Genomic DNA, 26,361 nt, shown 5'->3' on the forward strand with positions numbered 1-26,361 from the left:
CCCACCCGGTCCGGACCAGCCCGCACCACACCAGCCGACGAGGAGGAGACCCCGGTGAGCGACCGCACCACGTCCGTCCCGGCCACGACGGAACGCGAACCCGCACCCCCACCGTCGCCCGCGCGCCGGGGACGACTCGGCGTCGCGTCCGTCGCCCTCGGGTCGTTCGCGATCGTCCTCTCGGAGTTCCTCCCCGTCGGACTCCTCCCGGCCATCGCCTCCGGCCTCGACGTGCCCGTCGGGACGGCCGGACTGATGGTCGTCGTCACCGGGCTCCTCGCGGCGGTCGCCGCTCCCGCGGTCACGGTGGCCGCCTCCGGACTCGACCGGCGCGTCGTGCTCACCGGGCTCAGCGCACTGCTGGTCGTCTCCGACGTCCTCGCCGCCCTGGCCCCGACCTTCCCGCTCCTCCTGCTCGCCCGGGTGCTCCTGGGGATCAGCCTCGGCGGGTTCTGGGCGATCGGGGCCGGGATCGCCGGGCGCCTCGTGGCCCCGGCGGACACGATCCGGGCGACCGCCCTGATCACCGGGGGGATCTCCGTCGCCACGGTCGTCAGCCTCCCGCTGGGCGCGGCGGTCTCGGCGTTCGCGAGCTGGCGCCTCGCCTTCGTCATCGGCGGTGCGGTCGGCCTCGCCGCCCTCGTCCTGCAACTGATCGCCCTGCCCGGTCTCCCTGCGGCGCAGCGTGTCCGGGTCTCGGCGCTCGGCGCGCTGTTCCGCGTGCCCCGCGCCCGGGTCGGACTCCTCGGGGCCGCGTTCGCCTTCGCCGCGCAGTTCGCCGCGTCCACCTACGTCACCCCCTTCCTGCAGGACCGCGCCGGCGTCGGCCCCGGGACGGTGACCTGCGCGCTTCTCGTGTTCGGCCTGGCCGGGATCGCCGGCAACTTCGCGGCCGGCGCGACGCTGGGCCGCAGCGTGCTGGGCACGGCGGGGACGGCCCAGGTCGTGCTCGCGGCGACGGTCGTGCTGCTGCCGCTGCTGGCGCGCAGCACCGTCGGGGTCCTCGTGCTCGTCGTGGTGTGGGGCTTCGCGTGGGGCGCCCTGCCGCTGGCGATGCAGACGTGGATGTCCACCGCGTCACCGGCCGGGGCCGAGACCGGCCTCGCGCTGTTCGTGACGACCATCCAGCTCGCCATCGCCGCGGGTTCCGTCCTCGGCGGTCTGGTGGTGACCTCCGCCGGCCTCGACACGGACTTCCGCCTCGCCGGCGCGATCGCCTTCGCCGGGGCCCTGGTGTTCGTCGTCCTCGGTGCACGGCGCACCGCGCACGCTGCCGCGCAGACCCCTTCCCCCGTCGGTTCGATCCCACCTGGAGCACCGTGAGCGCCTCTCCGGCCGTCACCACCACCCTCGACCTCGGGGGGACCACCCTCACCTACCTGCCCGACGGCGAGTTCCGCGCCGAGCCCGGTGTGGCCTACCCGGCGGGTCACGACGACCTGTTCGCCGACGACCTCGACGTGGTGGACGGGGACGGCCTGCTCGTCCTCAGCGTGGGCGCGGTCCTCATCAGCACAGGCGAGCGCCGCGTCCTGGTCGACGCCGGCATCGGCGCCCGGACCATCCCCCTCGTCCGTCCGGGGACGACCCGCGACGCCTACATGCGCGGCGGGACGCTCCTCGACAGCCTCCACGAGGTGGGCGTCGAACCCGGTGACGTCGACGCGGTCCTCCTGACGCACCTGCACGCCGACCACGTCGGCTGGCTCGGGAACGAGGCCGGCGACGGCGTCCCCACCTTCCCGAACGCGGAGCTCTGGCTCAGCGAGGACGAGTGGGACTTCTGGACCCGCCCCGAGCAGCGGGGTGACCCCGTCGGTCCGCGACCCCATGAGCTGGAGATCATCGGTGCCCGGCGCCGGTCCCTGGTCGAGGGCTGCGAGCCCGTGGTCGGGGTGCGGACCGTCGCGACCCCGGGACACACCCCCGGACACCTCGCCTTCGCCGTCCGGGGAACCCGAGGCCACGCGCTCGTCGTCGGCGACGCCGTCCACTGCCCGGCCGAGGTCCTGCACCCGCACCTGGCCTGGGTGGGCGACCACGACGCGGCGGCGGCGATCCGCACGCGGGTCGACCTGGCCGACCGCGTCGGTCGCGACGGCGCGGTCCTCGTCGGGCCGCACTTCCCGGACGCGGTCTTCCGCCGCTACGACCCCGCGGCGACCCCGTCGCTCACGCCGCTCGCCCCGTAGGCGCGGCGGACGTCGGCGACGCACCAGCTCGCCGGGGTGCGTCAGGATGGTCCGACGCCCAGGTAACGACCCCGGAGGGACGACCATGCCCAGACCCCGCTCGTTCGACGAGGCGGACGTCATCGCCCGCGCGCGGAAGGCGTTCGCCGAGACGGGTTTCGCGGGCACCTCGCTCGACACGCTGCTGGAGGCGACGGGCCTGGCCCGCCAGAGCCTCTACAACACCTTCGGCGGCAAGCGGGACCTCTTCATGCGGGCGTTCCTCAGCGACGCCGCCGAGGCGGTGGACGCCGTGGAGTCGATCCGGCACGGCTCGGACGACCCCATCACCCGCATCCGCGCGCAGCTGGTGAAGGTGGCCGTCGAGCACGGCTCGGCGCAGGCGCCCCCGTCCCTCTTCACCAAGGCCGCCGTGGAACTCTCCGCCCAGGACCCGGAGGTCGCAGCGACCGTCGCCGCCGCCTTCGAGTCCATGCGGGCGCACTACGCCGCCTGCATCGTCGAGGCCCAGAGCGCGGGTGAGATCGAGACCGACGCCGACGCGGACTCCCTCGGGGCCTACTTCTGCGCGGTCCTCGAGGGCATGTCCACGCTCGGGGGGTCGGGGGTCTCGCGCGCGACGCTGCTCGACATCGGGCTCACCAGCCTCGCGGCCGTCCCCCTCACCGACCTCGGCCGCGACCACCTCGGCACGGGCGAGGGCGAGTGGTCCTGAGCCGCCGCTGCCGGCCCGGCGTCCGCCGGGGCTAAGAGCGACCGGCAATAGGCGGAACGCGGGGGACCATGCCGCACGACCTGGGAGCTGAGAGCCCGCTGCTGGTGCGGTCTCTGGACGCTCCACGCCGGGCCCAGCGAACAGGGCAACCGACCGACTGCCGTCGCTCTTGGAGTCGGGCGGTGGGCAACGACAGGGCAAGCTCGGCCGGACCAGCAGATGACGCAGGCAGTTCAGAGCACGCGCAGGACCTCGTCGTCGAGGTCGGCGGCTGGGAGCACGACTGCTGCGGTCCCGCCATCGAGCGCAACGCGGTGATCGAGCTGAGCGTCTACCCCTGGACGGGGCCCGACGGTCGCGAGCGCCTCGTCGAGGGCCGCCACGACATCGGGGAAGCGGGCACTCCGGTCTACCAGCGCGTGCGCGGTCGGGTCACGGACCTGCATGTCGTGCACGAGGACGGCACGATCGAGGCAATCGCCCGGGTACCGAGCGGCTCGGCGTTGTGCGGCACCGACGACGGGGACGACGGGCACCTGGAGACCCCGTGGACCGGGGAGCTGATCGCGGCCCGCGGGTCGGAGTTCCTCGTCACCCTCCAGCAGGCGCCCCAGGTTCAGCAGGCTCAGTAGTCGAGGCGGACTCGCTCGTGGCGGCCGACGCGGGCTGATCCTGTTCTGCCACGGCAAGGTCGGTGGGGAAGTACATGAGCGCGGAGAAACCCATTCCCTCACTCAGCACGATGGGGGTGTCGTCGTCATTGACGGCCAGGCCCAGCTCGGGCAGGGACACCTCGACGGTGTAGGTGCCCGCCTTCAGGTAGCGCTTGATGTGTCCGGCGTCGTCGAGGGTGTCGCTGGACAGTTCACGACCCCCGCCGTCGCGGAAGGAGACGTTCGCGCGCGCGGCCGGGAGCCCATGGCAGGTGCCCTCGTGGCAGAGCGAGAAGGAAGCGGTGACCTCGATCGAGCTGTCCGGCTCCCCGCCGCCGCACGAGGTGAGCAGTAGCGCGCACAGGCCCGTCGCGGCGAGGCCCAAGCGCTGGTGAACGGTCGTGATCACGACCGCATGCTCGCACCTGACGTCGGCGCCGGTGAGGCTTCGAGGGAATGCTCCACCCACGTGGCAGCCCTCGACTGCCGTTGGCGCTCGCCTGATGCGCCGCCGCAGCGAGGCGCTCTGGTGGCGGGATGACCGCTGCTCCGGTGGGCCTGGGAACTACGTGCTGGGGAGTTTTCTGGCGTCAGAGTTGGTGGTTCGCGGCGCCTTGGGCGTGGATGGCGTCGATGCGTTCGTTCTCCCGCTGAAGGCGCTTCTTGCGGGCGGCTTGACCGTCGCCCCAGATGCCGAGTAAACCCACGAGGCCGAGGGTGAAGAGGATCCAGGAGCGTGCGTCGTTGATACGTCCCTGCACGCCCAAGAAGATCAGGGCGGCTATCAGGACGGCGGGCAGGATTGCGCCCAGCCATACCTGGGGGCGGTTGGAGAGCACGAACCTTTGCAGGAGCAGGACGGCGAGTCCCACGGCCGCACTCAGCAGGTGATCGATGACGCTGTTCATGGTGCTTGCCTCTCTGCGGCAACCCGATAGGCGCCGATGACGCGGTCGGCGACGTCTCGGGGGACGCTGCCGTCGATGACCATCCCGGAGATGGCGGTGATGAAGGGGTCAGCGGGTGCGGCCTCGACGGCCTGGACCTTCTCGATGATGCGGTCCAGGCGGGCGCGGACGGTGGGGTAAGAGACGCCGTAGGTGGCAGCGACGGCCTTCAAGGAGCCGGAGGTGAGGACCAGGGTGCGCACGAAGGATCGGTCGCTGTCGGTGAGCGCTTCAAGCCACGGTTCCACGACCAACCTTCCTGCGCGATGTTCAACCTGACTTGAACATTACGCAGACGGCGACGGGAACGGCAAGGCCCTTTGCCGGTTCCACCCGAGCGTTGGGCGGGTCGAGACTTTCGTCGCACCTAGCCGCAGATCGGCGTCGAGGTCCGCCTCGGCGTGCTGCAGGGTCGCATTGCGGTGAAGGGAGTGAGGGCCCCGATCCAGGTCGGCAAACGGTGGCCGGTGGAGCGCACCCACGCCTGGTTCAACGGCTACGGCAAGCTGCGCCGGATCACCGACCGGTCCCGTCCGGTGGTGGAGTTCTGCACCCACCTCGCGGCCGCGATCACCGTCTTGCGCCGCCTGATCAACGAGGCCCGCAACCGCTACCGCTGGCCTGGTCGCCCCACCACCCGCCGGCTGCGGTGACGCACTACTGCCGGTCGTTCTAAGCGCAGGCGGGCGGTGGACCGACGACCCACGCGGGCGGCGTGCCCTCCATGGGCGGCAGCTCCCCTTCGGGAGGGCAGACCGCGTCGAGCAGCAGGGCCCCGTACCGGCGCCAGGCGGAAGGGCCTTCACCGCGGGTCCGGTCGGCGATGGAGCCGATCATCGAGGACACCGACGGCACGTCGGCCGCCGTGAAACCTTCCCGGACCGCCCCCTCCGCGTGCGCGCGGTCCACGAGCCGGGTCACCGCTTCGCTCAGGTCGGCCCGCAGCCGCTCGGCGTCCGCCGTGGCGGGGGCGGCCCGCATGACGGTGGTGGACAACGCCTTGTCCCCGGCCCGCAGCTCCATCGTCCCCAGCAGGTAGGACCGCAGGCCCTCCCGGCCGCTGGGCCGGTCCGCGCAGCGTTCGGCCAGCGCGAGCAGGTTCTCGAGCTTGGCCTCGACGAGGCCCCCGAGCAGGGCGTCCTTGTCCGGGAAGCGGCGGTAGACCGTCCCGACCCCCACCCCGGCGGCCTCGGCCACGTCGTGCAGGGTCACGTCCAGACCGCGCTCGGCGAAGAGGCGGCGGGCGGCGTCGACGATGAGCGCCCGGTTGCGGACGGCGTCGGCGCGCAGCGGTCGGTCGTGGGTCGTCGTGCTCACGGTTCCAGGGTACTCGTGCGCCGGGAACAAATGGACGCCTCGCGTCCGTTTGCGTGTACGCTGGTGGAAGTGGACGCGACCCGTCCGTTTGACGCCGGCCTCCGATCGCCGCCGGCACCTCGAAACTCCTGGAGAACTCGTGAGCTCCGACACCGCTCCGACCAACACACCGCCGCACGCGGGGCAGCACGCCGCGGCGCACCCCGCCCACAAGGCCACCAAGGACCACCGCTGGTTCGTCCTCGCCGTCATCGGCATCGCGCAGCTGGCCGTCGTCCTCGACGCGACCATCGTCAACATCGCGCTCCCCGCGGCCCAGGCGGACCTCGGTTTCGCCGACGACCAGCGCCAGTGGATCGTCACGGCCTACTCCCTGGCCTTCGGGTCACTGCTCCTGCTCGGCGGTCGCCTCGGCGACCTGTTCGGGCGCAAGAACCTCTTCATCATCGGGCTCATCGGTTTCGCCGGGGCCTCCGTGATCGGCGGCCTCGCCGAGAACTTCGGACAGCTCGTCGCGGCCCGCGCCCTCCAGGGCGTGTTCGGCGCCCTGCTGGCCCCCTCGGCCCTGGCCCTGCTGACCACGACGTTCACCGATCCCAAGGACCGGGCCCGCGCGTTCGGCGTCTTCGGCGCCATCGCCGGATCCGGCGCCGCCACGGGAGTCCTGCTCGGTGGCGTCCTCACCGAGTACACGACCTGGCGCTGGTGCCTCTACGTGAACGTCGTCTTCGCCGCCATCGGCGTCGTCGGTGCCCTCCTCTTCATGCCGAAGGCCACCCGCGGACCCCGTCCCCGCCTCGACCTGATCGGCACCATCACCATCACCGCCGGCCTCGTCGGGATCGTCTACGGGTTCTCCTCCGCCGAGACCAACGGGTGGTCCGACGCGGTGACCATCACCTGCCTCGCCGCCGGCGTCGTCCTCGTCGCCCTGTTCGTGGTCGTGGAGTCCCGGGTCTCGCACCCGCTGCTGCCGCTGCGGATCGTGCGTGACCGCGACCGCGGTGGAGCGCTCATCGCGATCGGCCTCGTCGGGGTCGCGATGTTCGGCATCTTCCTGTTCCTGACCTACTACCTGCGTCAGACGCTGCAGTTCTCCTCGCTGGAGACCGGGCTGTCCTTCCTGCCGATGCCGCTCTCGATCATGACGGCCGCGACGCAGATCACGCCGCGCCTGCTGCCGCGCATCGGGCCGAAGGCGCTCATCACCATCGGCTCGCTCGTCGCCGCCACCGGGGTGCTGCTGTTCCTGCGCACCAACACCGAGAGCCACTGGGCCGGAACGATCCTGCCCGCCCTGGTCGTGACCGGTCTGGGCATGGGGCTGATCATCTCCTCGGCCATGAACACCGCGACCAGCGGTGTGGCCCGCGAGGACGCCGGCGCCGCCAGCGCCAGCGTCAACACGTTCCAGCAGGTCGGCGGTTCCATCGGCACCGCGCTGCTGTCGACGATCTTCGCGAGTTCCGTCGCCGCTCACGGCGGGAACCCCGTCGACGCCGTCCTGCACGGCTACCACGTGGCCTTCGCCTGCGGCGCGCTCGCCCTGGTGCTCGTCGCGGTCATCTCCGGCAGCCTCATCAACCGGCACTCCGTCCGTCAGGAACGCCTCGCCGCGATCGGCTCGATCCCGGTCCCGACCGTCGCCCACTGACCCACCCCACCCCGAACCGCGATCTTGCTGGGAAACCCAGCGGGATCGCGGTTCGTGTTCCCGGGGTCAGCCCGCGTCGAGGATCCGATCGATGTCGTCGAGGACGCGTTGCCCACCCAGCGGCCCGACCCCGGACACCCAGTAGGAGGTGTCGACGAGGGAGACCGCCGGGAAGGCGGCGGGGTTGTCCCGGATCAACGTCGGGACGGAACCCGGGTCGGCCACGTCGGTGGTCGTGACGAACACGTGGTCCGCGGCGGCCTCGGGAACCCGTTCCGGGGAGACGTCGACGAGGATCGAGTCCTGCCAGTCGCGGTCGGGGATCGTGAACCCCACACACTCCAACGCGCTCCCGGCGAACGACGTCGGCCCGTACAGGCTCAGCGTCGTCTCGTCCCGGGGACGGACGAGGTTCGCCGTCGTCCCCGTCAACCGGTGCTCGGCCTTGATCTCCTCGCACCGCGAGCGGTACCCGGCCAGCAACCGGTCGGTCTCCTGCGCCCGACCGAGCGCCTCCCCGACGAGCCGCACGTTGTCCTGCCAGGGGTCGGCCTGGGTCGCCATGAACACCGTCGGTGCGATGCCGGCGAGCTCGTCGTAGAGGTCCCTGTGCCGTGAGTCCGTCCCGAGGATGAGATCGGGTTCCAGCGCCGCGATCGCCTCGAGGTCCGGTTCGGGGACCGTGCCGACGGACTTCACGGCGTCGCCGACGCCCAGGTAGGCGGGGATCCCCGCCACGTTGCTCGCGACGGCCGCTCCGACCGGGGTCACCCCCAGCGCCACGGCGGTGTCGAGTTCGAGGGGTTCGAGCACGACGACCCGCCGGGGTTCCGCGGGAACCTCCGTCGTGCCCCGGGCGTGCGTCACGCTGCGCTCGGCCGCGGCGGCGGTGTCCTCCTCGGCCGAGGAGACGTCGGAGCACCCACCGAGCAGGAGTCCGGCGGTCAGGGCGAGGGCGAGGGGTCGGGAGCGCACAAGAGGGAAGCCTAGCCTCACCTGTGGCGTTCGCGGATCAATCCCTGCGAGGATCCGGCCATGACCTCGCCGGAACGCGAGACCCTGAGGTTCAACCCGGACAACGCCACGACCGACGTCGTCGAACGCGTCCACACCCCCGACGGCTCCACCCGCGTCCACAAGCAACTGCGACGCACCGGGACCGGCACCGACACCCCGGCGCACTGGAGGTCGTCGTCGACCCCCGCGGACTGGAACCACTGGGCCCGCGAGGCGGAGGTGTACGCCGACCCCGCCTTCCGCGCGTCGCTGGCCGGGACGGGCCTCGACCTGCCCGCCGCCGAGGTCGTCCCCCACGGCGACACGACGAGCCTGTGGCTGGAGGACGTCCCCGGCACCGCCGGAGCCGACTTCGCGCTCGCCGACCACGTCGCGACGGCGACCGCCCTGGGACGCTGGCAGGCCCGACCGCCGCAGCCACGACCGATCTGGGCGTCACGCGGGTTCCTGCGCGCGTACTCCACCAGCCGCCCCGGCGACCCCGGCCTCGTCGACGACGACGCCGCCTGGCACCGGCCCCTCGTCCGCGACAACTGGCCGGCCGACCTGCGCGCCGGGTGGCGCCGGCTGCTCGACCACCGCGAGCACCTGGTGTCCGTGGTGGAACGTTTGCCCCGCACGCTGTGCCACCTCGACGCCTGGGCCGCGAACGCGATCCGCCGGCCCAGCGGCGAGGTCGTCCTCCTGGACTGGGCGTCCGGCGGGGACGGTGCCGTCGGTGAGGACCTGGGGAACTGGCTGCCGGACGCCTGCTTCGACCTGTTCTGGCCCGCGGAACGCCTCGGGGAACTCGAGGCCGCGTGCTGGCCCGCCCACCTCGACGGGTTGCGGGCGGGCGGGTGGGACGGGGACGAGCGCGACGTCCGGCTGGGCGTGGTGGCCTCGTGCGTGAAGTACGCGTGGCTGCTGCCGCTGCTGCTGGAACGGGCCGCCGAACCCGAGCACGACGCGTACCACCGCCCCGTCGACGCCGGGCACCTGTACCGGCAACGCGGTCTGGTCCTGTTCCACCTGGTCCGCTGGTGCGACGAAGCCCTCGACCTGACCGGCTGACGACGGGGTCCCGTCAGGAGGAGATCAGGAGAAGAACCGGGCCACCAGAGGCAGCGCGACCGTCATCGCCAGGGCGTTCAGCACCATCGCCGCGCTCGACCACCCACCCGTCACGTCGGACTCGGTGAGCGCCCGCGACGTGCCGATCCCGTGCGACACCATCCCGATCGCGAAACCGCGCGCCCGCGGGTCGGACACGCGCACCCGGTCCAGCAGCCACGGGCCGACCGTCGCCCCCAGGACACCGGAGACCAGCGTCAGGACCACGGCGAGCGTCGTGTTCGCCCCGATCGTCTCCCCCACCGTCAGCGCCACGGGCGTGGTGACCGAGCGGGGCAACGTCGTGAGCACGAGGCTGTCGTCGGCCCCCAGCGCCAGGAGCGCGGCCACGGTCACGCCGACGCTCACGACACCCGTCACCACGAGGGTCACGAGCACCGCCGCCCGATCGGCGAGCAGCGCCCGACCTGACCGCAGCAGGGGCAGCGCGAGGGCCACCGTCGCCGGGCCGAGCAGCAGGGTCAGGATCGACACGGAGGCCAGGTACTCCTGGTAGGAGATGCCGAGGACCTCCAGCACCACCGAGACCACGACCATCGCGACGAGGACGGGAGCCAGCAGCGCGGGCCGCCCGAGCCGGCGGTGCAGTTCCCCGGCGCCGAGGTAGGCCGCGACCGTGAGGGCCAACCCGAAACCGGGCGCGTGGATCAGCGCGCTCACGCCGACTCCCTGCGGCGCAACATCTTCTGCAGCAACGACCCGGCGACGACCAGGCCGGTCGCGAACGAACCGCCGACGGCGAGGGCCAGGGGCCCGGCCGAGTGGACCAGGGTCGACAACTGCGTCAGCGCCCCCACCCCGGGCGGGACGAAGAGCAGTTGCAGGTGCTTCAGCAGCGGTTCGCCCGCGGGTTCCGCCCGACGCACGAGGCCGGGGAACCGGGCTCCGACGACGAGGAGCACCACGAGCCCGACCACGGCCCCGGGGACGGGGAGGTGGGTGACGTCGACGAGCAGCGTACCGAGCAGTTGCAGCCCGAGGAGCAGGGCCAGCGCCGCGAGGACGGCGGGCACGTGCGGGGCCCAGCCGCGGCCGGGCGGGCGGGGGGCGTCACGCCCGCCGGCACCGGGGTTCAGTCCCACCAGAACCGCCACACCCCCACGCCGACGAGTTCGCCCGCGTACCCGGCGAGGTCCCCGGGCCCGTCCTGGAAGATCGCGTCGTAGCAGAACCCCAGGTGCTCCGCCGCGACGGGGAACGCCTCCGCGGCGTCGCTCGGCGGGGCCGCGACGCTGACGAAGAGGGTGTCGAAACCCATCGCCACCACTCGCGCCCCGAACCGGTCCTCCCAGCTGCGCAGGACGGACGACAGCGTCCCCGGGTCGGCGTCGTGGTTCGTCGCCCCGAGCCAGCCGAGCTCGGCGAGCACGTCGGCCCCCCGCTCGGCCTGCACCAGTCCGAGGTGACGGTGGGGCCCGTGGGTCAGCAGCTCGTCGGCGAGCACCGCGGCGACCGAGGCGGGGTCGGCGAGGGGCGCGAGCGCCGGGGACAGACCGGGCCAGGCGGGTGCGCCGTCGGGGAACTCGTCGTCGTCGAACGCGTCCGCGAAGTCCCCGGCGAGGAACTCCTCCACCGCCGCGGTGTCCAGGGCCCGCCAGCCGGTGGGGGCGAACTCGCCCTCCAGCCAGGGGCGGGCGACGTCGTCGTCCGCGAGGCCCTCGAGCAGGACCGGCCACAGCCCCGTGACCGCGTGCGCGGCGGCCAGTTCCGTCCACGCCCCGACCGACGCCGGCACCGCGGAGACCCACAGCAGCGGTTCCGCGCCGGGGTAGCCCGCCGGGGACACCAGCCGCCCCGACGGCAACCCGGGGACGGCGGCGACGAGCTCGGCGAGGGTGGTTGCACGTCCGGTCACCCGACCACCGTCGCAGACCGCGACCGGGAACGGGCCACCACCCCCGTGGATCGCGGGGTCAGGCGCTGAAGGTCTGACCCGTCAACCGTTCGTAGGCGTCGACGTAGCGGTCGCGGGTCTTCTCCACGACCTCGGCGGGCAGTTCCGGCGGCGCGTCGGCACCCCGGCGGTCCCAGCCCGACGCGGGCGAGGTGAGCCAGTCGCGGACGAACTGCTTGTCGAAACTGGGCTGCGCGCGACCGGGTTCCCAGGTCTCGGCGGGCCAGAACCGCGAGGAGTCGGGGGTGAGGACCTCGTCCCCGAGGATCGTCACCCCATCGACCGTCCCGAACTCGAACTTCGTGTCGGCCAGCACGATCCCGCGTTCGCGCGCGATCCCCTCGGCCCGGCGGTAGACCGCGAGCGTCAGGTCGCGCAGTTCCGCGGCGGCGTCGGCGCCGATGGTCGCGGCGACGTGCTCGAAGGTGACGTTCTCGTCGTGCTCGCCGAGTTCGGCCTTCGTCGCGGGCGTGAAGATCGGCTCGTCGAGGCGGGAACCGTCGACCAGTCCCGCGGGCAGTTCCAGTCCGCAGACGGTGGAACTCTCGCGGTACTCGGCCAGACCAGAACCCGTGAGGTACCGGCGGGCCACGCACTCGACGGGGAACATGGCGAGGTTGCGGCAGACCATCGCGCGTCCGGCCACGGCGACGGGGACGTCGGTGGAGAGGACGTGGTTCGGGACGACGTCGCGCAGCTGCTCGAACCACCACAACGACAGCGCGGTCAGCACCTTCCCCTTGTCGGGGATCGTGCTGGCCAGCACGTGGTCGTAGGCGGAGATCCGGTCGCTCGCGACCACGAGCACGGTCCCGTTCTCGCCCCCGGCCGGGACGTAGAGGTCGCGGACCTTGCCCGAGTAGGTGTGGGTCCAGCCGTCCAGCTCGAGAACGCTCATGCGATCACGTCCGTCGCTCGCGACCCGGTCGCCACCGTCAGCGCGATGTCGCGACGGAACCGGCCACCCTCGAGGTCGATCAGTTCCACGGCCTCGTAGGCCACCGCCCGCGCCGCAGCGAGGTCGGCGCCGACGCCGACGACCGAGAGGACGCGCCCCCCGGAACTCACGATCCCGGTGCCGTCGGGGGCGGGGGCGGTGCCCGCGTGCAGCACCGCGGCCCCGCCGACGGCGTCCGCGGCGTCGAGACCGCGCAGCAGACCGCCCGTCACCGGGGCCTCCGGGTACCCCGGCGCCGCGAGGACGACGGTGACCGCCGCGTCCGCGCGCCAGCGCAGCGCCGGCTGGTCGCGCAGGACACCGGTCGCGCAGGCGTTCAGCACCCCGCCCAACGGGGTCGCGAGCCGGGCGAGGACGACCTGGGTCTCGGGGTCGCCGAAGCGGGCGTTGAACTCGATGACCCGCACACCGCGCGAGGTCATGGCCAGGCCGCAGTAGAGGACACCGCTGAACGGGGTGCCGCGCCGGGCCATCTCGTCGACGACGGGCTGGGCGATGCGCTCCACGACCACGTCGGAGAGGTCGGCCGGCGCCCACGGCAGCGGCGAGTAGGCCCCCATGCCGCCGGTGTTCGGGCCCTCGTCGCCGTCCAGGGCCCGCTTGAAGTCCTGCGCGGGGGCCAGGGCGATGACGCTCTCGCCGTCGGTGAGGCAGAAGACGCTGATCTCCGGGCCGTCGAGGAACTCCTCGACGACGACCGGGCCGTGGGCCAGGCAGGTGCGGGCGTGCGCGAGGGCCGCCTCCCGGTCATCGGTGACGACGACGCCCTTGCCGGCGGCGAGGCCGTCGTCCTTGACCACGTGCGGGGCACCGAAGGCGTCCAGCGCGGCGGCGACCTCGTCCTCCGTCGTGCAGAGGTGCGCCATCGCGGTGGGGACGGCGGCGGCGGCCATCACCTCCTTGGCGAAGGCCTTGGACCCCTCGAGGCGGGCGGCCTCGGCCGACGGGCCGAAGCAGGCGATGCCGGCGGCGCGGACGGCGTCGGCGACACCGGCGACGAGCGGTGCCTCCGGACCCACGACGACGAGGTCGGCGCCGAGGCGGACCGCGAGCGCCGCGACGGCGTCGGGGTCGCTCGCGTCGACGGGTTCGACGGGGGCGACGAGCGCGATCCCGGCGTTGCCGGGGGCCGCGAACACGCGGTCGACCCCGGGATCCTCGAGCAGGGCACGCACCAAGGCGTGCTCACGGGCACCGGATCCGATGACGAGGACGTCCACGGGGACCGAGGGTAGAGGTTCCGGGGTGGCCTTCACGACGTCGTAGGAGAGGATCACTCCCGTGCCCCGCACGATCCCCTTCGCCGTCACCGTCCGACGGCGCAGCCGCACCGGCTGGCAGCGGTGGCAGGGCTCGTGGTGGCAGATCATGCAGTGCGGTCTCGGCGCCGGGGTGGCGTGGATGCTCGCGCAGGCGTTGTGGGACCAGCCCTACCCCGTCTTCGCGTGCGTCGCCGTCGTCGTCTGCCTCGGGGTGCAGAACAACCAGCGGCTCCGGAGGGTCGGCGAGCTGGGGGTCGGCGTCACGATCGGGGTGCTGCTCGGGACGGGCGTCGTCGCCCTGGTCGGCCGGGGACCGCTGCAGATCACCGCGATCGTCGCGGCGGCCATGCTCATCGCGCGGTTCCTGGACTCGGGGATCCTGCTGGTCAACCAGGCGGCGCTGCAGGCGTCGTTCATCGTCGCCTACCCCCCGCAGGCCGGGGGGAGTGGTTCCGCGCGCTGGCTGGACGCCATGACGGGCGTGGTGGTCGCGCTGGCGATCGCGGCCCTGCTGCCGCCGGACCCGCGCCGCGACGTCCGCGGCCGGTCCCGGGCCTACGCGGGACAGTTGGCGGACCTGTTGGAGGACGGCGCCGACGCGATCCGCAGCCACGACGCCGCGAAGGCCCAGGAGGTGCTGGCCCGGGCCCGGAGCACCTCGACCGAGCTCGAGGGCTGGTCGCAGTCGGTGAACGCCGGTCAGGAGGTGCACCGGCTGTCGCCGTTGCGACGCAGCGGTCGCGGCGAGATCGCGCAGCAGAAGAAGCTGCACGCCGGGATGGACCGGGCCACGCGCAACGTCCGGGTCGCGCTGCGGCGGGTCGCGACGGCCCTGCAGTACGGCGAGCAGATGCCCGACTCCCTGGCCGGCGCCCTGGACTCCCTCGCGGCGTCGGTGCGCTCCCTGGGTGAACCGGCCTACGCCGGGGAGACCGTCCCGCCCTCGGTGGCGGGTCTGAAGGAGCTGGCGGTGACGCTGGGCCCGCGCACGCTCGGGGCGGAGTCGTTGTCGGCGACGGTGGTGGTCGCGCAGCTGCGCTCGACGGTCGTGGACCTGCTGCAGGCGCAGGGGGTCAGCGCCGCTGAGGCGCACCGACTGCTGCCGCACTGACCGCCGCCCTGACCTCGCCCCGCCGACCCGGGCCGCAACGACCTGGGATAGTAGGAGCATGAGCTCTCACGCCGCGGCTCCCGCCGCCATCGAAGCAGCCCCGGTCAGCGGCGGTCCCGTCTCGGGGTACGCCCGCGGGGTGGCCGTCCTCGTCCTGGGCCTGGGTGTCCTCGGGCTGATCCCGGGGGTGACGACGAACTACGACGCGATGGGGTTCTTCCGTTCCGACGCCCACCTCTTCGGGCTGTTCACGACGTCCGTCGTGAGCGCGTCGTTGCAGATCCTCTTCGGGCTGACGGTCCTCGCGTTCTCCGGGTCGCCGCGCCAGGCGCACAAGACCGTCTGCTGGGTCGCCATCGCCTACCTGGTCGCCGGTCTGGCGGGGGCGGGCATCGTCGTGAACTCCCCCAGCGACGTCCTGCCGGTGAACGTCGCGAGCAACTGGCTGCACCTGGCCCTGGGCATCGTCATCGCGGCCGGCGCCGCACGCACCCGCGCCAAGCACGTCGAGGAACTGGGCGTCTTCTGATCCGCCTGCGTGCCGTCGTCCTCGACCTGGACGGCACCCTCTTCGACCACCGCGGCGCATCCCGCGCCGCGGTGGCGGACTGGCTCCGCAGTCTGGGCCGCGAACCCGACGAGGCGACGCAGTCGGCCTGGTCGCAGATCGAGGAACGCCACCACGCCGACTGGCGGGCCGGTCTGGTCTCGCACGACGAGCACCGCCGTCGCCGCCTCCGCGACTTCCTCCCGCTGGTGGACTCCCCGGTCGGCGACGACGCCGTCCTGGACGAGCAGTTCCAGCGCGACTACCTCACCCGCTACCGCCGCCACTGGCGGGCGTTCGACGACGTCGAGGCGGCCCTGGCCGCGATCGGCGCGGCGGGCCTCCGCGTGGGGTTGCTGACCAACGGGATGCCCGAGCAGCAGAACGCGAAGCTCGAGGTCCTGGGCCTCGCCGGACGGGTCGGGCCGGTCGTCACCGCCGGGGAGCTCGGCCTGGCCAAGCCCCGGCCCGAGGCGTTCCGCGCGATCTGCGACCGTCTGGGCGTCGACCCCGCCGCGACCCTGCACGTCGGCGACGACCACCCCGTCGACGTCGTGGGCGCGCGTGCGGCGGGGATGCCCGCGGTGCACCTGGACCGCCACGACGCGGGTCCGTTCGACGAACCGCACCGGATGCGGTCCCTCGCCGAACTGCCCCGGTTCCTCGGGGCTCAGGTGAGCGGCAGGTCGTAGTAGTCCTCCGTCGTCACCGGCTCGAACCCGATCGAGGTGTAGAGACCGAGGGCGCGCGGGTTGTCGACGGCGACCTCGAGGCGCACCGACGTCGCCCCGTCGGCGAAGAACTCCCGACAACTGCGGCGCAGCACGTCGCGGCCGATGCCGCGGCCCTGGGACCGGGGGTCGATCGCGAACCCGTACACGCCGCCGACCGCGCCGTCCCGGGTGAGGCGGACGGTCCCGACGGGTTCCCCGTCGTGCTCGATGACCAGCGTCCGGGTGGTCCGGAGGCTCTGCAGCAGGTGCCCGGGTTCGTGCCCGAAGGCGGCGGCCAGCACCTGCGTGAGGACGGGGACGTCGTCGACGGTGGCGGCCCGCAGCGTCGTCGCGGGGTCCTCGACACCTTCCGCCGGGACGCGGTCGAGGCGCAGGGCGTGCTCGGAGTGCTCCAGGGCCGCTCCCACGCTCTCGGCGAGGTGGCGGCCCGCCTCGGAGGCGCGCGGCACGATGAGCAGCGCCTGCTCGGAACCGCGTTCCCGGCACACGTCGATCGCCGCGGCCAGCATCGCCGTCCCGATCCCGCGTCCCCGGGCGCCGGGGTCCACCATCCCGGCGATCTCGACCGCCGGGCCGCCGTGGGAGTCGAAGGCCGCGAACCCCACGACGCGGTCCCCCTCGAACCACAGCAGGTCGTTGGTGCGCTCCTCCGAACGGTGGCGCAGGTCCTCCCACTCGATCTTCAGGCGTCCGCCGTCGTGGGCGACGACACGGCGTTCGAGGTCGGCGACGGCGCGCAGGTCGTCGTCGGAGAGGCGGGTCCGGGGTTGCAGCACACCCCCATCCGACCGGTTCCGCCGCACGGCGGTCAACCGGGAATCCGCTGGTCACCGCCCCCCGGTCCGGGCCAGGGTGGTCGCGTGGACGACGAGATCACCGCGTACTACGACCGCGGACGGGAACGGGGCCGGCTGACGTCGGGCGCGGGACGCCTGGAGTTCTGGCGCACCACGGAACTGCTGGGCCGCTGGCTGCCCGCGGCGCCGGCGACGGTCCTGGACGTGGGCGGGGCCGCGGGCGTCCACGCCTTCCCCCTCGCGGAGCGGGGCTACGCGGTGCACCTGCTCGACCCGGTCGAACTACACGTGGCACAGGCCCGGGCGGTGGAGACCCCCGCGCCGCTGGCCTCCGTGCTGCGTGGGGATGCGCGCGCCCTGCCCTTCCCCGACGGCAGCGCCGACGCCGTTCTGCTGCTCGGGCCGCTGTACCACCTGGTCGAGGCCGCGGATCGCGCGCTCGCCCTGCGGGAGGCGTTCCGGGTGCTGCGCCCCGGCGGGGTCGTGGTCGCGGCGGCCATCAGCCGCTGGGGTTCCGCGCTGGACGGCGTGCTCCGCGGCTGGATCGCGGACGAGCAGTTCGCGGCGGTGGTCGAGGAGGACCTGCGGACCGGTCGGCACCGCAACGACTCCCGCCGCGAACGGTGGTTCACGACCGCCTACTTCCACCGTCCCGAGGAACTCGCGGCGGAACTGTCGACCGCGGGTTTCACGGTCGACGGTCCCGTCGCGGTCGAGGGGTTGGCCGGTCTGGCCGACGCCCACCTCGGGGAACTCCTCGACGACCCGGTCAGCCGCGAACGCCTGCTCGGCCTCGTCCGCGCGACCGAACGCGAACCCGCGCTGCTCGGGGTCGCGGGGCACCTGCTGGCGCGGGGATCCCGGCCGTGACCTCGGGGGTCCCGGCGGGCGTCCCCGTCGCGGAGCGCAGACTCGTCTCGCGGAAGAAGAACGCGATGACCAGGGCCAGCACGGCGAACGGGGTCGCGGCGAGGAACACGTCCGCCACGCCGGCGCCGTAGGCCGCCGCGACGATCCCGCGGACGGGTTCGGGCAGGGTGTGGACGTTCGGGACGCCACCCCCGCCGAGGGCGGAGGCCTCGATCCCCGCGGAGCGCAGGCCGGTCATCAGATGGGTTCCGACCCGGTGCGCGAGAACGGCTCCGAGCGCGGAGACGCCGATCGCGCCACCCAGGGTGCGGGTGAAGGCGATGAACGAACTCGCCGCCCCGAGGTCCTCCCGGGCCACGACGTTCTGCACGGCCAGGACGAGGTTCTGCATCATCATCCCGACGCCGGCGCCGAGGAGGAACATCGGGACCGCGACGAGGACGTAGGCGGTGTCCGCCGCGATGGTCGTCATCAGCGCGAGACCGGCGCTGAGCAGGACCCCACCGGCGACGATCCAGCCCTTCCAGCGTCCGGTGCGGGTGATGGACCGGCCGGCGACCGTCGAGGCCAGGGTGAGACCGAGGATCATCGGCAGGGTGGAGAGGCCGGCCGTCGTCGGCGACTGCAGCCGGGCGGACTGGAAGTACTGCGACAGGAACACCGTGCCGCCGAACATCGCGATGCCGACGAACAAGCTCGCCACGGCGGAGAGCACGACGGTGGGGTCGCGGAAGAACCGCAGCGGGATGATCGGCTCGACCGCGCGGGACTCCACGAGGACGGTCAGGCCGAGCAGGACGATCCCACCGCCGACGAGGGCGGCGGTCTGCCAGGAGGCCCAGTCGAACTGCTGACCGGCCAGCGAGACCCAGACGAGCAGGGCCGACACCCCACCGGCCAGCAGCAGCGCCCCGGCGTAGTCGATGTGGACCTCGCGCTTCACGGTGGGCAGGTCGAGGGTGCGACCGAGGACGAAGAACGCGAGCACGGCGAACGGGACCCCGACGAAGAAGCACCAGTGCCAGGACAGGTGCTCGGTGAGGGCGCCCCCGACGAGCGGGCCTCCCACGGTGCCCAGCGCGAACGTCGCCCCGAGGTAGCCGGAGTAACGACCGCGTTCGCGCGGCGCGATCATCGAGGCCATGATCACCTGCGCCAGCGCGGTGAGACCGCCGGCGCCCAGCCCCTGGACGACCCGCATGGCGATGAGCATCCCCATGCTCTGCGACAACCCCGCGACCGCCGAGGCCACCACGAAGAGGACCAGCGCGGACTGCACCAGGACCTTCTTGTCGAAGAGGTCGGAGAGCTTCCCCCACACGGGGGTGGAGATCGTCGTCGCGAGCAGCGAGGCGACCACGACCCAGGTGTACCCGGACTCGCTGCCGTGGAGGTCGGCCACGATGGTGGGCAGGGCGTTGGAGACGACCGTGGAGGAGAGGATCGCGACGAACATGCCGAGCAGGAGGCCGGAGAGGGCCTCCATGATCTGGCGGTGCGTCATGGGCGCCGGAGGAGCGGATGGTTGCTGCACACACCTTGTTTCGGTTCGTCCCGGCAACCGCTTGAGACCTCCGTCCGGGTGACGCCCGGAAGTCGGTCGCCGCGGCGGCGACCCCGTCACTACCATCGGAGGTGATGGACACCGAACCCCCCGTGCTGTCCCGCCGCGGCGAGACGATCACCCTGGACCCCGACACCGCGGGTGACGTCCACCGGCACAGCGCCTTCAGCGTCTGGGACGACGTCGACGGGGTTCCCGCGGGCGTCGACCCCGGCACCCAGCTGCACGCGGGCAGCGAGCCCGTCCCGGTGCGCCGCAGCGACCTCGACGACGTCGCCCGCGCCGAGACCGAGGCCCTCGTCTCCCTGGGCGGCGCGGTGGACCAGGCGTGCCTCACCCACCTGCTCTCCCTGGTGGCCGTCGAGGACGTCAGCGCGGACGCGCTGGCCGGGTGGCTGGTCGCGGCGACGGCGTCCGTGACCGAGGCGGTCGCCCCGACCTGCACCCCCAACGCCTACCTCGACACGCTGCTGCGGCGCCACGCCCGCCTCGGCGCCAGCGGTGGTGGTCTGGCCCGGCGCCGCTTCGTCGACGCCGAGTGGTGCGAGGCGGACGTGCTGCTCATGAGCCGCCGCGAGACGCCGTTGCACGCCGTGGTCGCGGAGGAGCACCTCGCCGCCCTGCGCGGCTACCTCGAGGTCACCCTGACCTCGATCGACTTCGGTCCGGAGGAGTTCCTGCAGGCCCGGGCCGTCTTCAGCTACTCCCCGCGGATCAGCCTGCACCCGGGCGCGATCCGGATCGCGCGCGTGCAGGTCTGAGGGTTCACGAGGTCGGGACGCGCGGTCCGGGCTCGGCGTCCGGACCGAGGTGGGCGAGCAGGTCACCGTCGCCGAGGTAGCGCGCCGCGACCTCGTCCAGGCTCACCTGCCGCAACGACCCCGGGTCGGCGAGTTCCGCCCACGTGCGGGGTGCGGCCGCGCAGGGTCGTTCGCGCCCCCGCGGGGAGTACGGGGCGATCGTGGTCTTGGCGGAGTTGTTCTGGCTCCAGTCCAGCAGGACCCTGCCGCCGCGCAGCACCTTGGTCATGCGCGAGACGACGAGTTCCGGCCGGTCCCGTTCCATCTCCCGGGCCAGCCGGTGGGCGTAGGAGCGCAGGACGTCGGCGTCCTGGGTCCCCGAGACCTTCGCGTACAGCTGCATCCCCTTCGACCCGGAGGTCACGGGGTGGCACTCCAGCCCGTCGGCGTCGAGGCGTTCGCGGACGGCGAGCGCCACCTCGGCGCACTCCGCCAGCCCCGTCCCCTCCCCCGGGTCGAGGTCGATGACGAGGCGGTCGGGGTGGTGCACCCCGCCGCGCGGCCCGACGCGCCACTGCGGGACGTGCAGTTCGAGGGCGGCGAGGTTCACCAGCCACACCAGCCCGGCGAGGTCGTCGATCAACGGGTAGCGGACGCGTTCGCGGTCCTTGGTGCTGCCGGGGGCGTCGAGTTCCACCGTTCGCACCCAGTCCGGCAGACCGCGCGGGACGTTCTTCTCGAAGAACGAGTTCTTCCCGACCCCGTCCGGCCAGCGCTTCCGGGTCAGCGGCCGGTCGGCGAGCTGCGCCAGCAGGGCCGGGGCCACGGAACTCACGTAGGTGAGGAGCTCGGCCTTGGTCGTCCCCGTGGAGGGGTAGAGGACCTTCTCCAACCTCCGCAGCCGGAGGTGGCGTCCCTCGACGTCGACGACGGTCTCGTCGTGCCCCCCGGAGGTGCCCGTCACCGTTCCTCCCGGACGTCGGAGGGTTCGAGGTCGCTGCGCACCCCGCGCAGGGTGGGCTGGCGCAGCCTCCCGCCGGTGGTCGCCCCGAGGTGGCGCACCTCGACGACGACGACGGGCGCGGTGAAGTGTGCGCCCGCGGAATCGGGACGCGGGACGTCGACGACGGGTCGCGGGAGCTCGTGCCCGGCGAGTGCCTCCCGCAGCTCCTCCTCCATCCCCGCCCCGAGTCCGCTGCCGGCCCGCCCGACGTAGCGGAGCGCCCCGTCGGCCCCGGGGACGGCGAGGAGCAGACCGCCCATCCGGGAACCCGCCCCCTCGACGGGTCGCCACCCGACGACGAGGCAGGCCTGGTGCCGGCGGTGGGCGTGCTTCACCCAGTCGGGACTGCGTCGCCCCGGCTGGTAGGGGGAGGTCCGGCGCTTCGCGACGATCCCCTCCAGTCCCTGTTCCCGGGTCGCGGTCAGCAGCGAGGCCGCGTCGGGGTAGACGGGCGACACCTGCCACGCGCTGCCGGAGGGTTGCAGCCGGTCGAGGGACTCGCGCCGTTCCTGCCACGGGCGGTCGAGGAGTTCGACGCCGTACAGCCGCAGGACGTCGAAGGCCATGAGCGTCACCGGGGTGCGCCGGGCGGCGATCGTCGCCGACCGCGCGTCGCGGACGTGCATCCGGTCGGCGAGCGCCGAGAACGAGGGCAGACCGTCCTCGAGGGCGACGACCTCACCGTCGAGGTGGACGTCGGCGTGCGCCTCGGCGAGCGCGGTGAGTTCGGGGAAGGTGGCCGAGACGTCGCGGCCGGTGCGCGAGCGCAGCAGGACGCTCCCCTCGTGGACGTCGGCGAGGATCCGCATGCCGTCCCACTTCACCTCGTAGGCCCAGCGGTCGGCGTCGGTGGGCACGCGCGAGGCCGCGGCCGCGGTCGCGAGCATGGGCAACACGGTCACACTCTGTCGCCGACCGGCGACCGGGGCCACCGGACCCGGCGACCGCTCGTAGCGGGGCGCCCCGATTGTTGGTTAGCCTGTCCTCACACGACGTGGGGAGTTCGAGGGATGAGCACGGTGACCGACACGGCCGAACGGACGACGCAGACCCAGCTGAGGCGGGCGTCGTACGCGCTGTTCCGCGTCCGGGTCTCGCGCGTCGAGCGCCTCGGGGAGAGCTTCGTGCGCCTCACCATGACCTCGCCCGACCTCGGGGACTTCGGCGCCGGCGGGTACGACCAGCGCTTCAAGGTGCTGCTGCTGAAGCAGCCGTTCGAGGCCTACGACCTCCCGGCCGAGGACTGGTACACGTGGTGGCGCGGGCTCGACGACGACGTGCGCCCGGTGATGCGGACCTACACCGTGCGCGCGTACCGCCCCGCGAGCGCCGACGCGCAGGCCGAGATCGACGTCGACTTCGTGCTGCACGGCGCGCGGGACGGGCACGCCGGGCCGGCGTCGGCGTGGGCCGCGGCCGCCACGGTCGGCAGCGAGGTCGTCCTCGTCGGGCCGAGCAGTCCCGGGACCGGGCGCATGTGGGGAGTGGAGTGGGCCCCGCCCGCCGAGGCCCGCACGCTGCTGCTGGCCGGGGACGAGACGGCTGTTCCCGCGGTCTCGGCGATCCTGGAACGACTGCCCGTGGGCGTGAAGGCGACGGTGGTGCTCGAGGTGCCGCGCGGGGGCGACCTGCTGGACCTGCGCTCCCCCGCCGACCTCACCGTCGAGTGGCTGCCGCGCAACGGTTCCCACGCCGTGGGCGAACTGCTGCAGGCCCGGGTCGAGGCGCTCGCGTCGGCGTTGGTCGACGAGGCGTCGCGGGCGAGCGCGGAGGACTTCACCGAGGTCGGGCTCGAGGGGGACGACATCCTCTGGGACGTGCCCGAGAACGCCGAGGCCGTGGGCCCGGAGTGCCTCTACGCGTGGTTGGCTGGAGAGGCGGGCGTGGTCCGGACGTTGCGACGTCACCTCGTCCGCGACGTGGGGGTGCCGCGGACCTCCGTGGCCTTCATGGGCTACTGGCGCGAGGGTCGCGCCGAGTCGGACTGACCGGTGGGAGACGACGTGCGCAACCCCTTCAGGCGCGAGAAGACCGGTGGCCGCGGGCAGCGGCTGGCCGTGGTCCAGCGCACCGAGCAGCTGGCCCCGCACATGGTGCGGGTCGTCTTCGGTGGCGAGGACCTCTCCGACTTCACCGTCGAGCACGCCGATTCCTACGTGAAGCTGCTCTTCCCGGTCGAGGGCGTCGGCTACGACGAACCGTTCGACGTCGCGAGGATCCGCGAGGAGCGACCCCGGACCGAGTGGCCCGTGCAGCGGACGTACTCGGTCCGCTCCGTCGTGGACGGCGAGGTGACCATCGACTTCGTCGTGCACGGGGACGAGGGGTTCGCCGGGCCGTGGGCGGCGCGGGCGCGGCCGGGCGACGAGTTGTGGATCACGGGTCCGGGCGGGGCGTACACCCCGTCGGAGGGTTCGGCGTGGCACCTGCTGATCGGCGACGCGAGCGCGCTGCCTGCCATCTCCGCCGCGCTGGAACGGGTTCCCGCCGGCGCCACCGCGGTGGCCGTCGTCGAGGTGCCCGGCCCCGCGGAGGAGCTGGAGCTGACCTCGCCGGGGGACCTGCGGCTGCACTGGGTGCACCGGGAGGAACCCGACCCGGAGGCCCTCGTCGCGTTCCTGGGTTCCCTCGACCTGCCGACCGGTGTGCCGCAGGCGTTCCTGCACGGGGAGGCCGACAGCGTGCGCGCCGTCCGCCGTTGGGCCCGCGCCGACCTCGGGGTCACCCGGGAACTGCTGTCGGCGTCCGGCTACTGGCGACGCGGGCGCACCGAGGAGGGCTGGCGCTCCGAGAAGCGCGACTGGGCCGCCGCGGCCGACTCCGACGACGCGACCGCCGGGGTCTGACGCCCGCTGCCGGGCTGCTCGGGCACCGCAGGCGTCCCTCGCGGTGATCGGGCTCCGGCGGTCGAGGGCCGTCAGGACCGGGCAGCCTCGAAGCTCGTCGTCGCGGCGGCCATGACGGCCTCCAGACCGGCCGCGTCCGACGGCAGGGCGGTCACCGCGACGGTGGCAGCCCTCCCGTCCGCGGTGGCCCAACCTCGCGTCTCAGCCCCGAAGATGTCTCCGCCGTGGCCCCAGGCGACGCTCCCGTCCGCCTGCGGGAACCTCGCGAGCCCCAACCCGTAACCGGTACCCGGGAAACCGTCGGAGGGAACGGTGTTCTGCATCTCGGCCAGCAGGGCGGGGGACAGCAGTTCCCCGCGCAGCAGCCCCGTCGCGAACCGGTTGAGGTCACTGAGGGAGGCGATGACCGCACCGGCCGCCCAGGCGATCGACGGGTCGAACTCGGTGTGGTCCTGCAGGTTCCCGGCGCCGTCGCGCAGGAAACCCTGGGGATGGGCACCGCGCAGACCGAGTTCCCCGGCAGCCGGCACGTACGTGCGTTGCAGACCGAGCGGCGCGATGACGCGTCGGTGCACCTGTTCCGACCAGGGACGCCCGGTGATCGTCTGCAGCAGGAGACCGGCGACGACGTAGTTCGTGTTCGAGTAGGACCACCGGTCACCGGGCTCGAACAGGGCCGGCATCGTGAGGGCGACGTCCAGCAGGTCCCGCGGGTCGGCGTAGCGGTAGCGGAACGAGGCAGGATCCCCGGCCCACGCGGCCATGTAGTCCGGCAGGCCGCTGGTCTGCTGGAGGACGTGGCGCACCAGGATCCGCGTACCGTCGATCCCCTTGCCGCACAACAAGTTCGGGAGGTACTTCCCGACCGGGACATCGAGGTCGAGGGTTCCCTCCCCCACCAGCTGGAGCAGGGCCACCGCGGTGAACGACTTGGTGTTGCTGCCGATGCGCACCTGACCGTCGAGGGGGACCCCGTCCCCGGCGGCGACGTTGCGGACCGAGCCGTCGGCATCGCGGATGCTCGCGAGAGCACCGGGGAACCCGCGGTCGTGGACCAGCGCGTCCAGGGTCCGGGAGACCTCGTCCAGACGTCTCGCCGAGGGGTTCGACGACCGGTTCGCAGGAACACCGGTCCCAGCCGGGGGAGTCGAGCGGTCGGTCGTGGGTTCTGGCACTCAGAGGTCCTTCGGGTGCTCGGGATGTGGTGCCCCAGGTGTGGTGTTCCCGGTTCGCGGCGCCTCATCGGGCTGTGGGTGCAACGATCTGGCCGGTGGTCCCGAAAGCCTAGCTCAGCTGCGCGACAGCGGTCGCGAGCCGGGAACGGAGACGGGGTACCCGCCGTCCGTCGTCCCCGTCCGGCCGGTGCTGCCCCGTGTCCGTCCTCATCCGGGAAACGGCTCCGGTGACGGCGGATCGCACCCCGGAGCGCCGCTCCTCCCCCGGGAGTCGGTGCGTCCGGAGGTTTCTCCGGGGACCGTCGACGTTCACCCGTCAGGGTCAACGGCGCCTCCGGTGCAGTGCTGGTGCGGGCGGTCGCCCTACGCCGACCCCGCCCGAGCCAGCAGGGCGTCGCAGACGGCGATCAACCGGACCCGCAGCGGGTCGGCCCGCTCGGCGAACTCCCGCTGGGCGCGGACGTAGGCGGCCTTGCCCTCGGGGGTCTCGATCGCCACGGGTTCGTGACCCATCGAGGTGACGTCGTAGGGCGAGGCCCGCATGTCGAGGATCCGGACGTCACGGGCGAGTTCGAAGCAGTCGAGCAGCAACTCCCCCGGGACCGCGGGCGAGAGCTTCATGGCCCAGCGGTAGCAGTCCATCGTGGCGTGCAGGCAGCCCGGCTGTTCCTGCGCGGCCTGGTCGACCCGCGTCGGCTGCAGTTCGTTGAGCGGGACGGCGCTCGGGGTGAAGAACCGGAAGGCGTCGTGGTGGCTGCAGCGGATCTTGTGCGACTCGACGACGTCGTCCGTCCCGTCGTGCCCGAGGCGCAGCGGCAGGCCGGCGTGCCGGACCTGCTCGGGGCGGGTCCGGTGGACCATGGCCCACTCGTGGAGCCCGAAGCAGGCGAGCATCGGCGCCCGGCCCCGGGTCGCGGCCAGGACGTCGCGGGCCAGCCGGATCGTCGCGGAGCGGGCCGAGGCCAGTCCGGGCCCGTCGACGGCCACCCCGGTACCGGAGCGGACGTAGTTGGCCCAGTCCGCGCGCTCCCCGGCGTCCTCGAGGACGACCCCCACCCCGGGGTGCCAGCGGGCCAGCTTGCCGGGCGCCCAGTTGTAGTAGGTGAAGAGGAAGTCCTCGACCGGGTGCTTCTCCCCCCGGCCGCGACGCTCCACCGCGGCAGCGGTCAACCGGTGCGCGCGCTGCGCGTGGGCGGCCTCGCGGGAACGCCACTGCGGTGACGACAGAGTGGTCACCGATGAATCCTGTGCG

The 26,361-nt window shown here is 73.2% G+C and carries 29 protein-coding genes and 1 pseudogene; 14 read left to right on the top strand and 16 right to left on the bottom strand.

Annotated elements, in window-relative coordinates; genetic code table 11:
* Window positions 1-54: 54 nt before the first annotated feature.
* The 4 genes from OG218_RS10290 to OG218_RS10305 all read left to right on the top strand — a co-directional run bounded on the left by OG218_RS10290 (window position 55) and on the right by OG218_RS10305 (window position 3,539).
* Window positions 55-1,323, top strand: coding sequence for an MFS transporter (locus OG218_RS10290; protein ID WP_328293125.1), 1,269 nt, complete (start codon window positions 55-57; stop codon window positions 1,321-1,323).
* On the top strand, window positions 1,320-2,192 hold the full coding sequence (locus OG218_RS10295; RefSeq protein ID WP_328293126.1) for an MBL fold metallo-hydrolase: 873 nt from the start codon (window positions 1,320-1,322) through the stop codon (window positions 2,190-2,192). The genes OG218_RS10290 and OG218_RS10295 overlap by 4 nt, the downstream gene beginning before the upstream one ends.
* 85 nt (window positions 2,193-2,277) lie before the next feature.
* A complete protein-coding gene (locus OG218_RS10300; RefSeq protein ID WP_328293127.1) occupies window positions 2,278-2,907 on the top strand; it encodes a TetR/AcrR family transcriptional regulator in 630 nt (209 codons plus the stop codon).
* Window positions 2,908-3,089: 182 nt separating this feature from the next.
* Window positions 3,090-3,539 (top strand): hypothetical protein, encoded by a 450-nt coding sequence (locus OG218_RS10305; protein ID WP_328293128.1) that lies wholly within the window; start codon window positions 3,090-3,092, stop codon window positions 3,537-3,539.
* Here the strand turns inward: OG218_RS10305 and OG218_RS10310 are convergent.
* From OG218_RS10310 to OG218_RS10320, 3 genes are all read right to left on the bottom strand, one after another.
* Window positions 3,499-3,969 (bottom strand): hypothetical protein, encoded by a 471-nt coding sequence (locus tag OG218_RS10310; protein ID WP_328293129.1) that lies wholly within the window; start codon window positions 3,967-3,969, stop codon window positions 3,499-3,501. The two genes, OG218_RS10305 and OG218_RS10310, sit on opposite strands and share 41 nt — an antisense overlap.
* 181 nt (window positions 3,970-4,150) lie before the next feature.
* The gene (locus OG218_RS10315) at window positions 4,151-4,468 is read right to left on the bottom strand and encodes a hypothetical protein (RefSeq protein ID WP_328293130.1); all 318 of its coding nucleotides are present in this window, start codon (window positions 4,466-4,468) and stop codon (window positions 4,151-4,153) included.
* Window positions 4,465-4,755, bottom strand: coding sequence for a DUF2089 family protein (locus tag OG218_RS10320; RefSeq protein ID WP_328293131.1), 291 nt, complete (start codon window positions 4,753-4,755; stop codon window positions 4,465-4,467). The genes OG218_RS10315 and OG218_RS10320 overlap by 4 nt, the downstream gene beginning before the upstream one ends.
* 168 nt (window positions 4,756-4,923) lie before the next feature.
* Between OG218_RS10320 and OG218_RS10325 the strand changes: the two are divergent.
* A pseudogene (locus tag OG218_RS10325) lies at window positions 4,924-5,160 on the top strand (IS5/IS1182 family transposase); the annotation flags it as partial.
* A gap of 19 nt (window positions 5,161-5,179) precedes the next feature.
* Here the strand turns inward: OG218_RS10325 and OG218_RS10330 are convergent.
* Window positions 5,180-5,824 carry a TetR/AcrR family transcriptional regulator gene (locus OG218_RS10330; protein ID WP_328293132.1) on the bottom strand — a complete coding sequence of 215 codons (645 nt, stop codon included), beginning with the start codon at window positions 5,822-5,824 and terminating at the stop codon, window positions 5,180-5,182.
* Between the two features lie 139 nt (window positions 5,825-5,963).
* Here OG218_RS10330 and OG218_RS10335 point away from each other — a divergent pair, with 139 nt between their 5' ends.
* Complete coding sequence (locus tag OG218_RS10335) at window positions 5,964-7,478, top strand: MFS transporter (RefSeq protein ID WP_328293133.1); 1,515 nt, start codon at window positions 5,964-5,966, stop codon at window positions 7,476-7,478.
* 66 nt (window positions 7,479-7,544) lie between these two features.
* Here the strand turns inward: OG218_RS10335 and OG218_RS10340 are convergent, their stop codons facing one another.
* Window positions 7,545-8,453, bottom strand: coding sequence for an ABC transporter substrate-binding protein (locus OG218_RS10340; protein WP_328293134.1), 909 nt, complete (start codon window positions 8,451-8,453; stop codon window positions 7,545-7,547).
* A gap of 60 nt (window positions 8,454-8,513) precedes the next feature.
* On the opposite strand from OG218_RS10340, the gene OG218_RS10345 reads away from it, so the two are divergent.
* Window positions 8,514-9,548 (top strand): aminoglycoside phosphotransferase, encoded by a 1,035-nt coding sequence (locus OG218_RS10345; RefSeq protein ID WP_328293135.1) that lies wholly within the window; start codon window positions 8,514-8,516, stop codon window positions 9,546-9,548.
* A 24-nt stretch (window positions 9,549-9,572) separates the two neighbouring features.
* On the opposite strand, the gene OG218_RS10350 is transcribed toward OG218_RS10345, so the two are convergent.
* From OG218_RS10350 to purD, 5 genes are read right to left on the bottom strand one after another with little or no spacing between them, the layout of a single operon-like run.
* Window positions 9,573-10,268 (bottom strand): LrgB family protein, encoded by a 696-nt coding sequence (locus OG218_RS10350; protein WP_328293136.1) that lies wholly within the window; start codon window positions 10,266-10,268, stop codon window positions 9,573-9,575.
* Window positions 10,265-10,690: a CidA/LrgA family protein gene (locus OG218_RS10355; protein ID WP_328293137.1), complete on the bottom strand. Its 426-nt coding sequence runs from the start codon at window positions 10,688-10,690 to the stop codon at window positions 10,265-10,267. Before OG218_RS10355 ends, OG218_RS10350 begins: the two co-directional genes overlap by 4 nt.
* Entirely contained in the window at window positions 10,681-11,463 is a 783-nt protein-coding gene (locus OG218_RS10360) for a DUF4253 domain-containing protein (protein WP_328293138.1), read from the bottom strand. The genes OG218_RS10355 and OG218_RS10360 overlap by 10 nt, the downstream gene beginning before the upstream one ends.
* Before the next feature lie 58 nt (window positions 11,464-11,521).
* Window positions 11,522-12,400 carry a phosphoribosylaminoimidazolesuccinocarboxamide synthase gene (locus OG218_RS10365; RefSeq protein WP_328293139.1) on the bottom strand — a complete coding sequence of 293 codons (879 nt, stop codon included), beginning with the start codon at window positions 12,398-12,400 and terminating at the stop codon, window positions 11,522-11,524.
* Window positions 12,397-13,680, bottom strand: coding sequence for a phosphoribosylamine--glycine ligase (gene purD / locus OG218_RS10370; protein WP_442906485.1), 1,284 nt, complete (start codon window positions 13,678-13,680; stop codon window positions 12,397-12,399). Before purD ends, OG218_RS10365 begins: the two co-directional genes overlap by 4 nt.
* Before the next feature lie 61 nt (window positions 13,681-13,741).
* Between purD and OG218_RS10375 the strand changes: the two genes are divergently transcribed.
* Genes OG218_RS10375 through OG218_RS10385 form a run of 3 tightly spaced genes read left to right on the top strand, consistent with a single transcriptional unit; the run spans window position 13,742 to window position 16,072 of the window.
* The gene (locus OG218_RS10375; RefSeq protein ID WP_328293141.1) at window positions 13,742-14,833 is read left to right on the top strand and encodes an FUSC family protein; all 1,092 of its coding nucleotides are present in this window, start codon (window positions 13,742-13,744) and stop codon (window positions 14,831-14,833) included.
* 58 nt (window positions 14,834-14,891) lie between these two features.
* Window positions 14,892-15,362 (top strand): DUF4383 domain-containing protein, encoded by a 471-nt coding sequence (locus OG218_RS10380; RefSeq protein WP_328293142.1) that lies wholly within the window; start codon window positions 14,892-14,894, stop codon window positions 15,360-15,362.
* 5 nt (window positions 15,363-15,367) lie between these two features.
* Complete coding sequence (locus OG218_RS10385; RefSeq protein WP_328296229.1) at window positions 15,368-16,072, top strand: HAD family hydrolase; 705 nt, start codon at window positions 15,368-15,370, stop codon at window positions 16,070-16,072.
* On the opposite strand, the gene OG218_RS10390 is transcribed toward OG218_RS10385, so the two are convergent.
* Window positions 16,051-16,890, bottom strand: a complete 840-nt coding sequence (locus tag OG218_RS10390) for a GNAT family N-acetyltransferase (RefSeq protein ID WP_328293143.1) — start codon at window positions 16,888-16,890, stop codon at window positions 16,051-16,053. The two genes, OG218_RS10385 and OG218_RS10390, sit on opposite strands and share 22 nt — an antisense overlap.
* A gap of 84 nt (window positions 16,891-16,974) precedes the next feature.
* Here OG218_RS10390 and OG218_RS10395 point away from each other — a divergent pair, with 84 nt between their 5' ends.
* Complete coding sequence (locus tag OG218_RS10395; protein ID WP_328293144.1) at window positions 16,975-17,781, top strand: class I SAM-dependent methyltransferase; 807 nt, start codon at window positions 16,975-16,977, stop codon at window positions 17,779-17,781.
* On the opposite strand, the gene OG218_RS10400 is transcribed toward OG218_RS10395, so the two are convergent.
* The gene (locus tag OG218_RS10400; RefSeq protein WP_328293145.1) at window positions 17,681-19,285 is read right to left on the bottom strand and encodes an MDR family MFS transporter; all 1,605 of its coding nucleotides are present in this window, start codon (window positions 19,283-19,285) and stop codon (window positions 17,681-17,683) included. The two genes, OG218_RS10395 and OG218_RS10400, sit on opposite strands and share 101 nt — an antisense overlap.
* Before the next feature lie 134 nt (window positions 19,286-19,419).
* On the opposite strand from OG218_RS10400, the gene OG218_RS10405 reads away from it, so the two are divergent.
* On the top strand, window positions 19,420-20,106 hold the full coding sequence (locus OG218_RS10405; RefSeq protein ID WP_328293146.1) for a hypothetical protein: 687 nt from the start codon (window positions 19,420-19,422) through the stop codon (window positions 20,104-20,106).
* Window positions 20,107-20,110: 4 nt separating this feature from the next.
* On the opposite strand, the gene ligD (OG218_RS10410) is transcribed toward OG218_RS10405, so the two are convergent.
* Both ligD (OG218_RS10410) and ligD (OG218_RS10415) read right to left on the bottom strand, forming a co-directional pair.
* Complete coding sequence (gene ligD, locus OG218_RS10410) at window positions 20,111-21,049, bottom strand: non-homologous end-joining DNA ligase (RefSeq protein WP_328293147.1); 939 nt, start codon at window positions 21,047-21,049, stop codon at window positions 20,111-20,113.
* Entirely contained in the window at window positions 21,046-21,975 is a 930-nt protein-coding gene (ligD, locus tag OG218_RS10415) for a non-homologous end-joining DNA ligase (RefSeq protein ID WP_328296230.1), read from the bottom strand. Before ligD (OG218_RS10415) ends, ligD (OG218_RS10410) begins: the two co-directional genes overlap by 4 nt.
* Window positions 21,976-22,098: 123 nt before the next feature.
* On the opposite strand from ligD (OG218_RS10415), the gene OG218_RS10420 reads away from it, so the two are divergent.
* Both OG218_RS10420 and OG218_RS10425 read left to right on the top strand, forming a co-directional pair.
* A complete protein-coding gene (locus tag OG218_RS10420; RefSeq protein ID WP_328293148.1) occupies window positions 22,099-23,076 on the top strand; it encodes a siderophore-interacting protein in 978 nt (325 codons plus the stop codon).
* A gap of 15 nt (window positions 23,077-23,091) precedes the next feature.
* Window positions 23,092-23,934, top strand: a complete 843-nt coding sequence (locus OG218_RS10425; RefSeq protein WP_328293149.1) for a siderophore-interacting protein — start codon at window positions 23,092-23,094, stop codon at window positions 23,932-23,934.
* A gap of 71 nt (window positions 23,935-24,005) precedes the next feature.
* Here OG218_RS10425 and OG218_RS10430 read toward each other — a convergent pair whose 3' ends face one another.
* Complete coding sequence (locus OG218_RS10430; protein ID WP_328293150.1) at window positions 24,006-25,109, bottom strand: serine hydrolase domain-containing protein; 1,104 nt, start codon at window positions 25,107-25,109, stop codon at window positions 24,006-24,008.
* Window positions 25,110-25,472: 363 nt separating this feature from the next.
* A complete protein-coding gene (locus OG218_RS10435; RefSeq protein WP_328293151.1) occupies window positions 25,473-26,345 on the bottom strand; it encodes a 3-methyladenine DNA glycosylase in 873 nt (290 codons plus the stop codon).
* Window positions 26,346-26,361: the final 16 nt, after the last annotated feature.

The organism is Kineococcus sp. NBC_00420, assembly GCF_036021035.1.
Lineage (GTDB): Bacteria > Actinomycetota > Actinomycetes > Actinomycetales > Kineococcaceae > Kineococcus.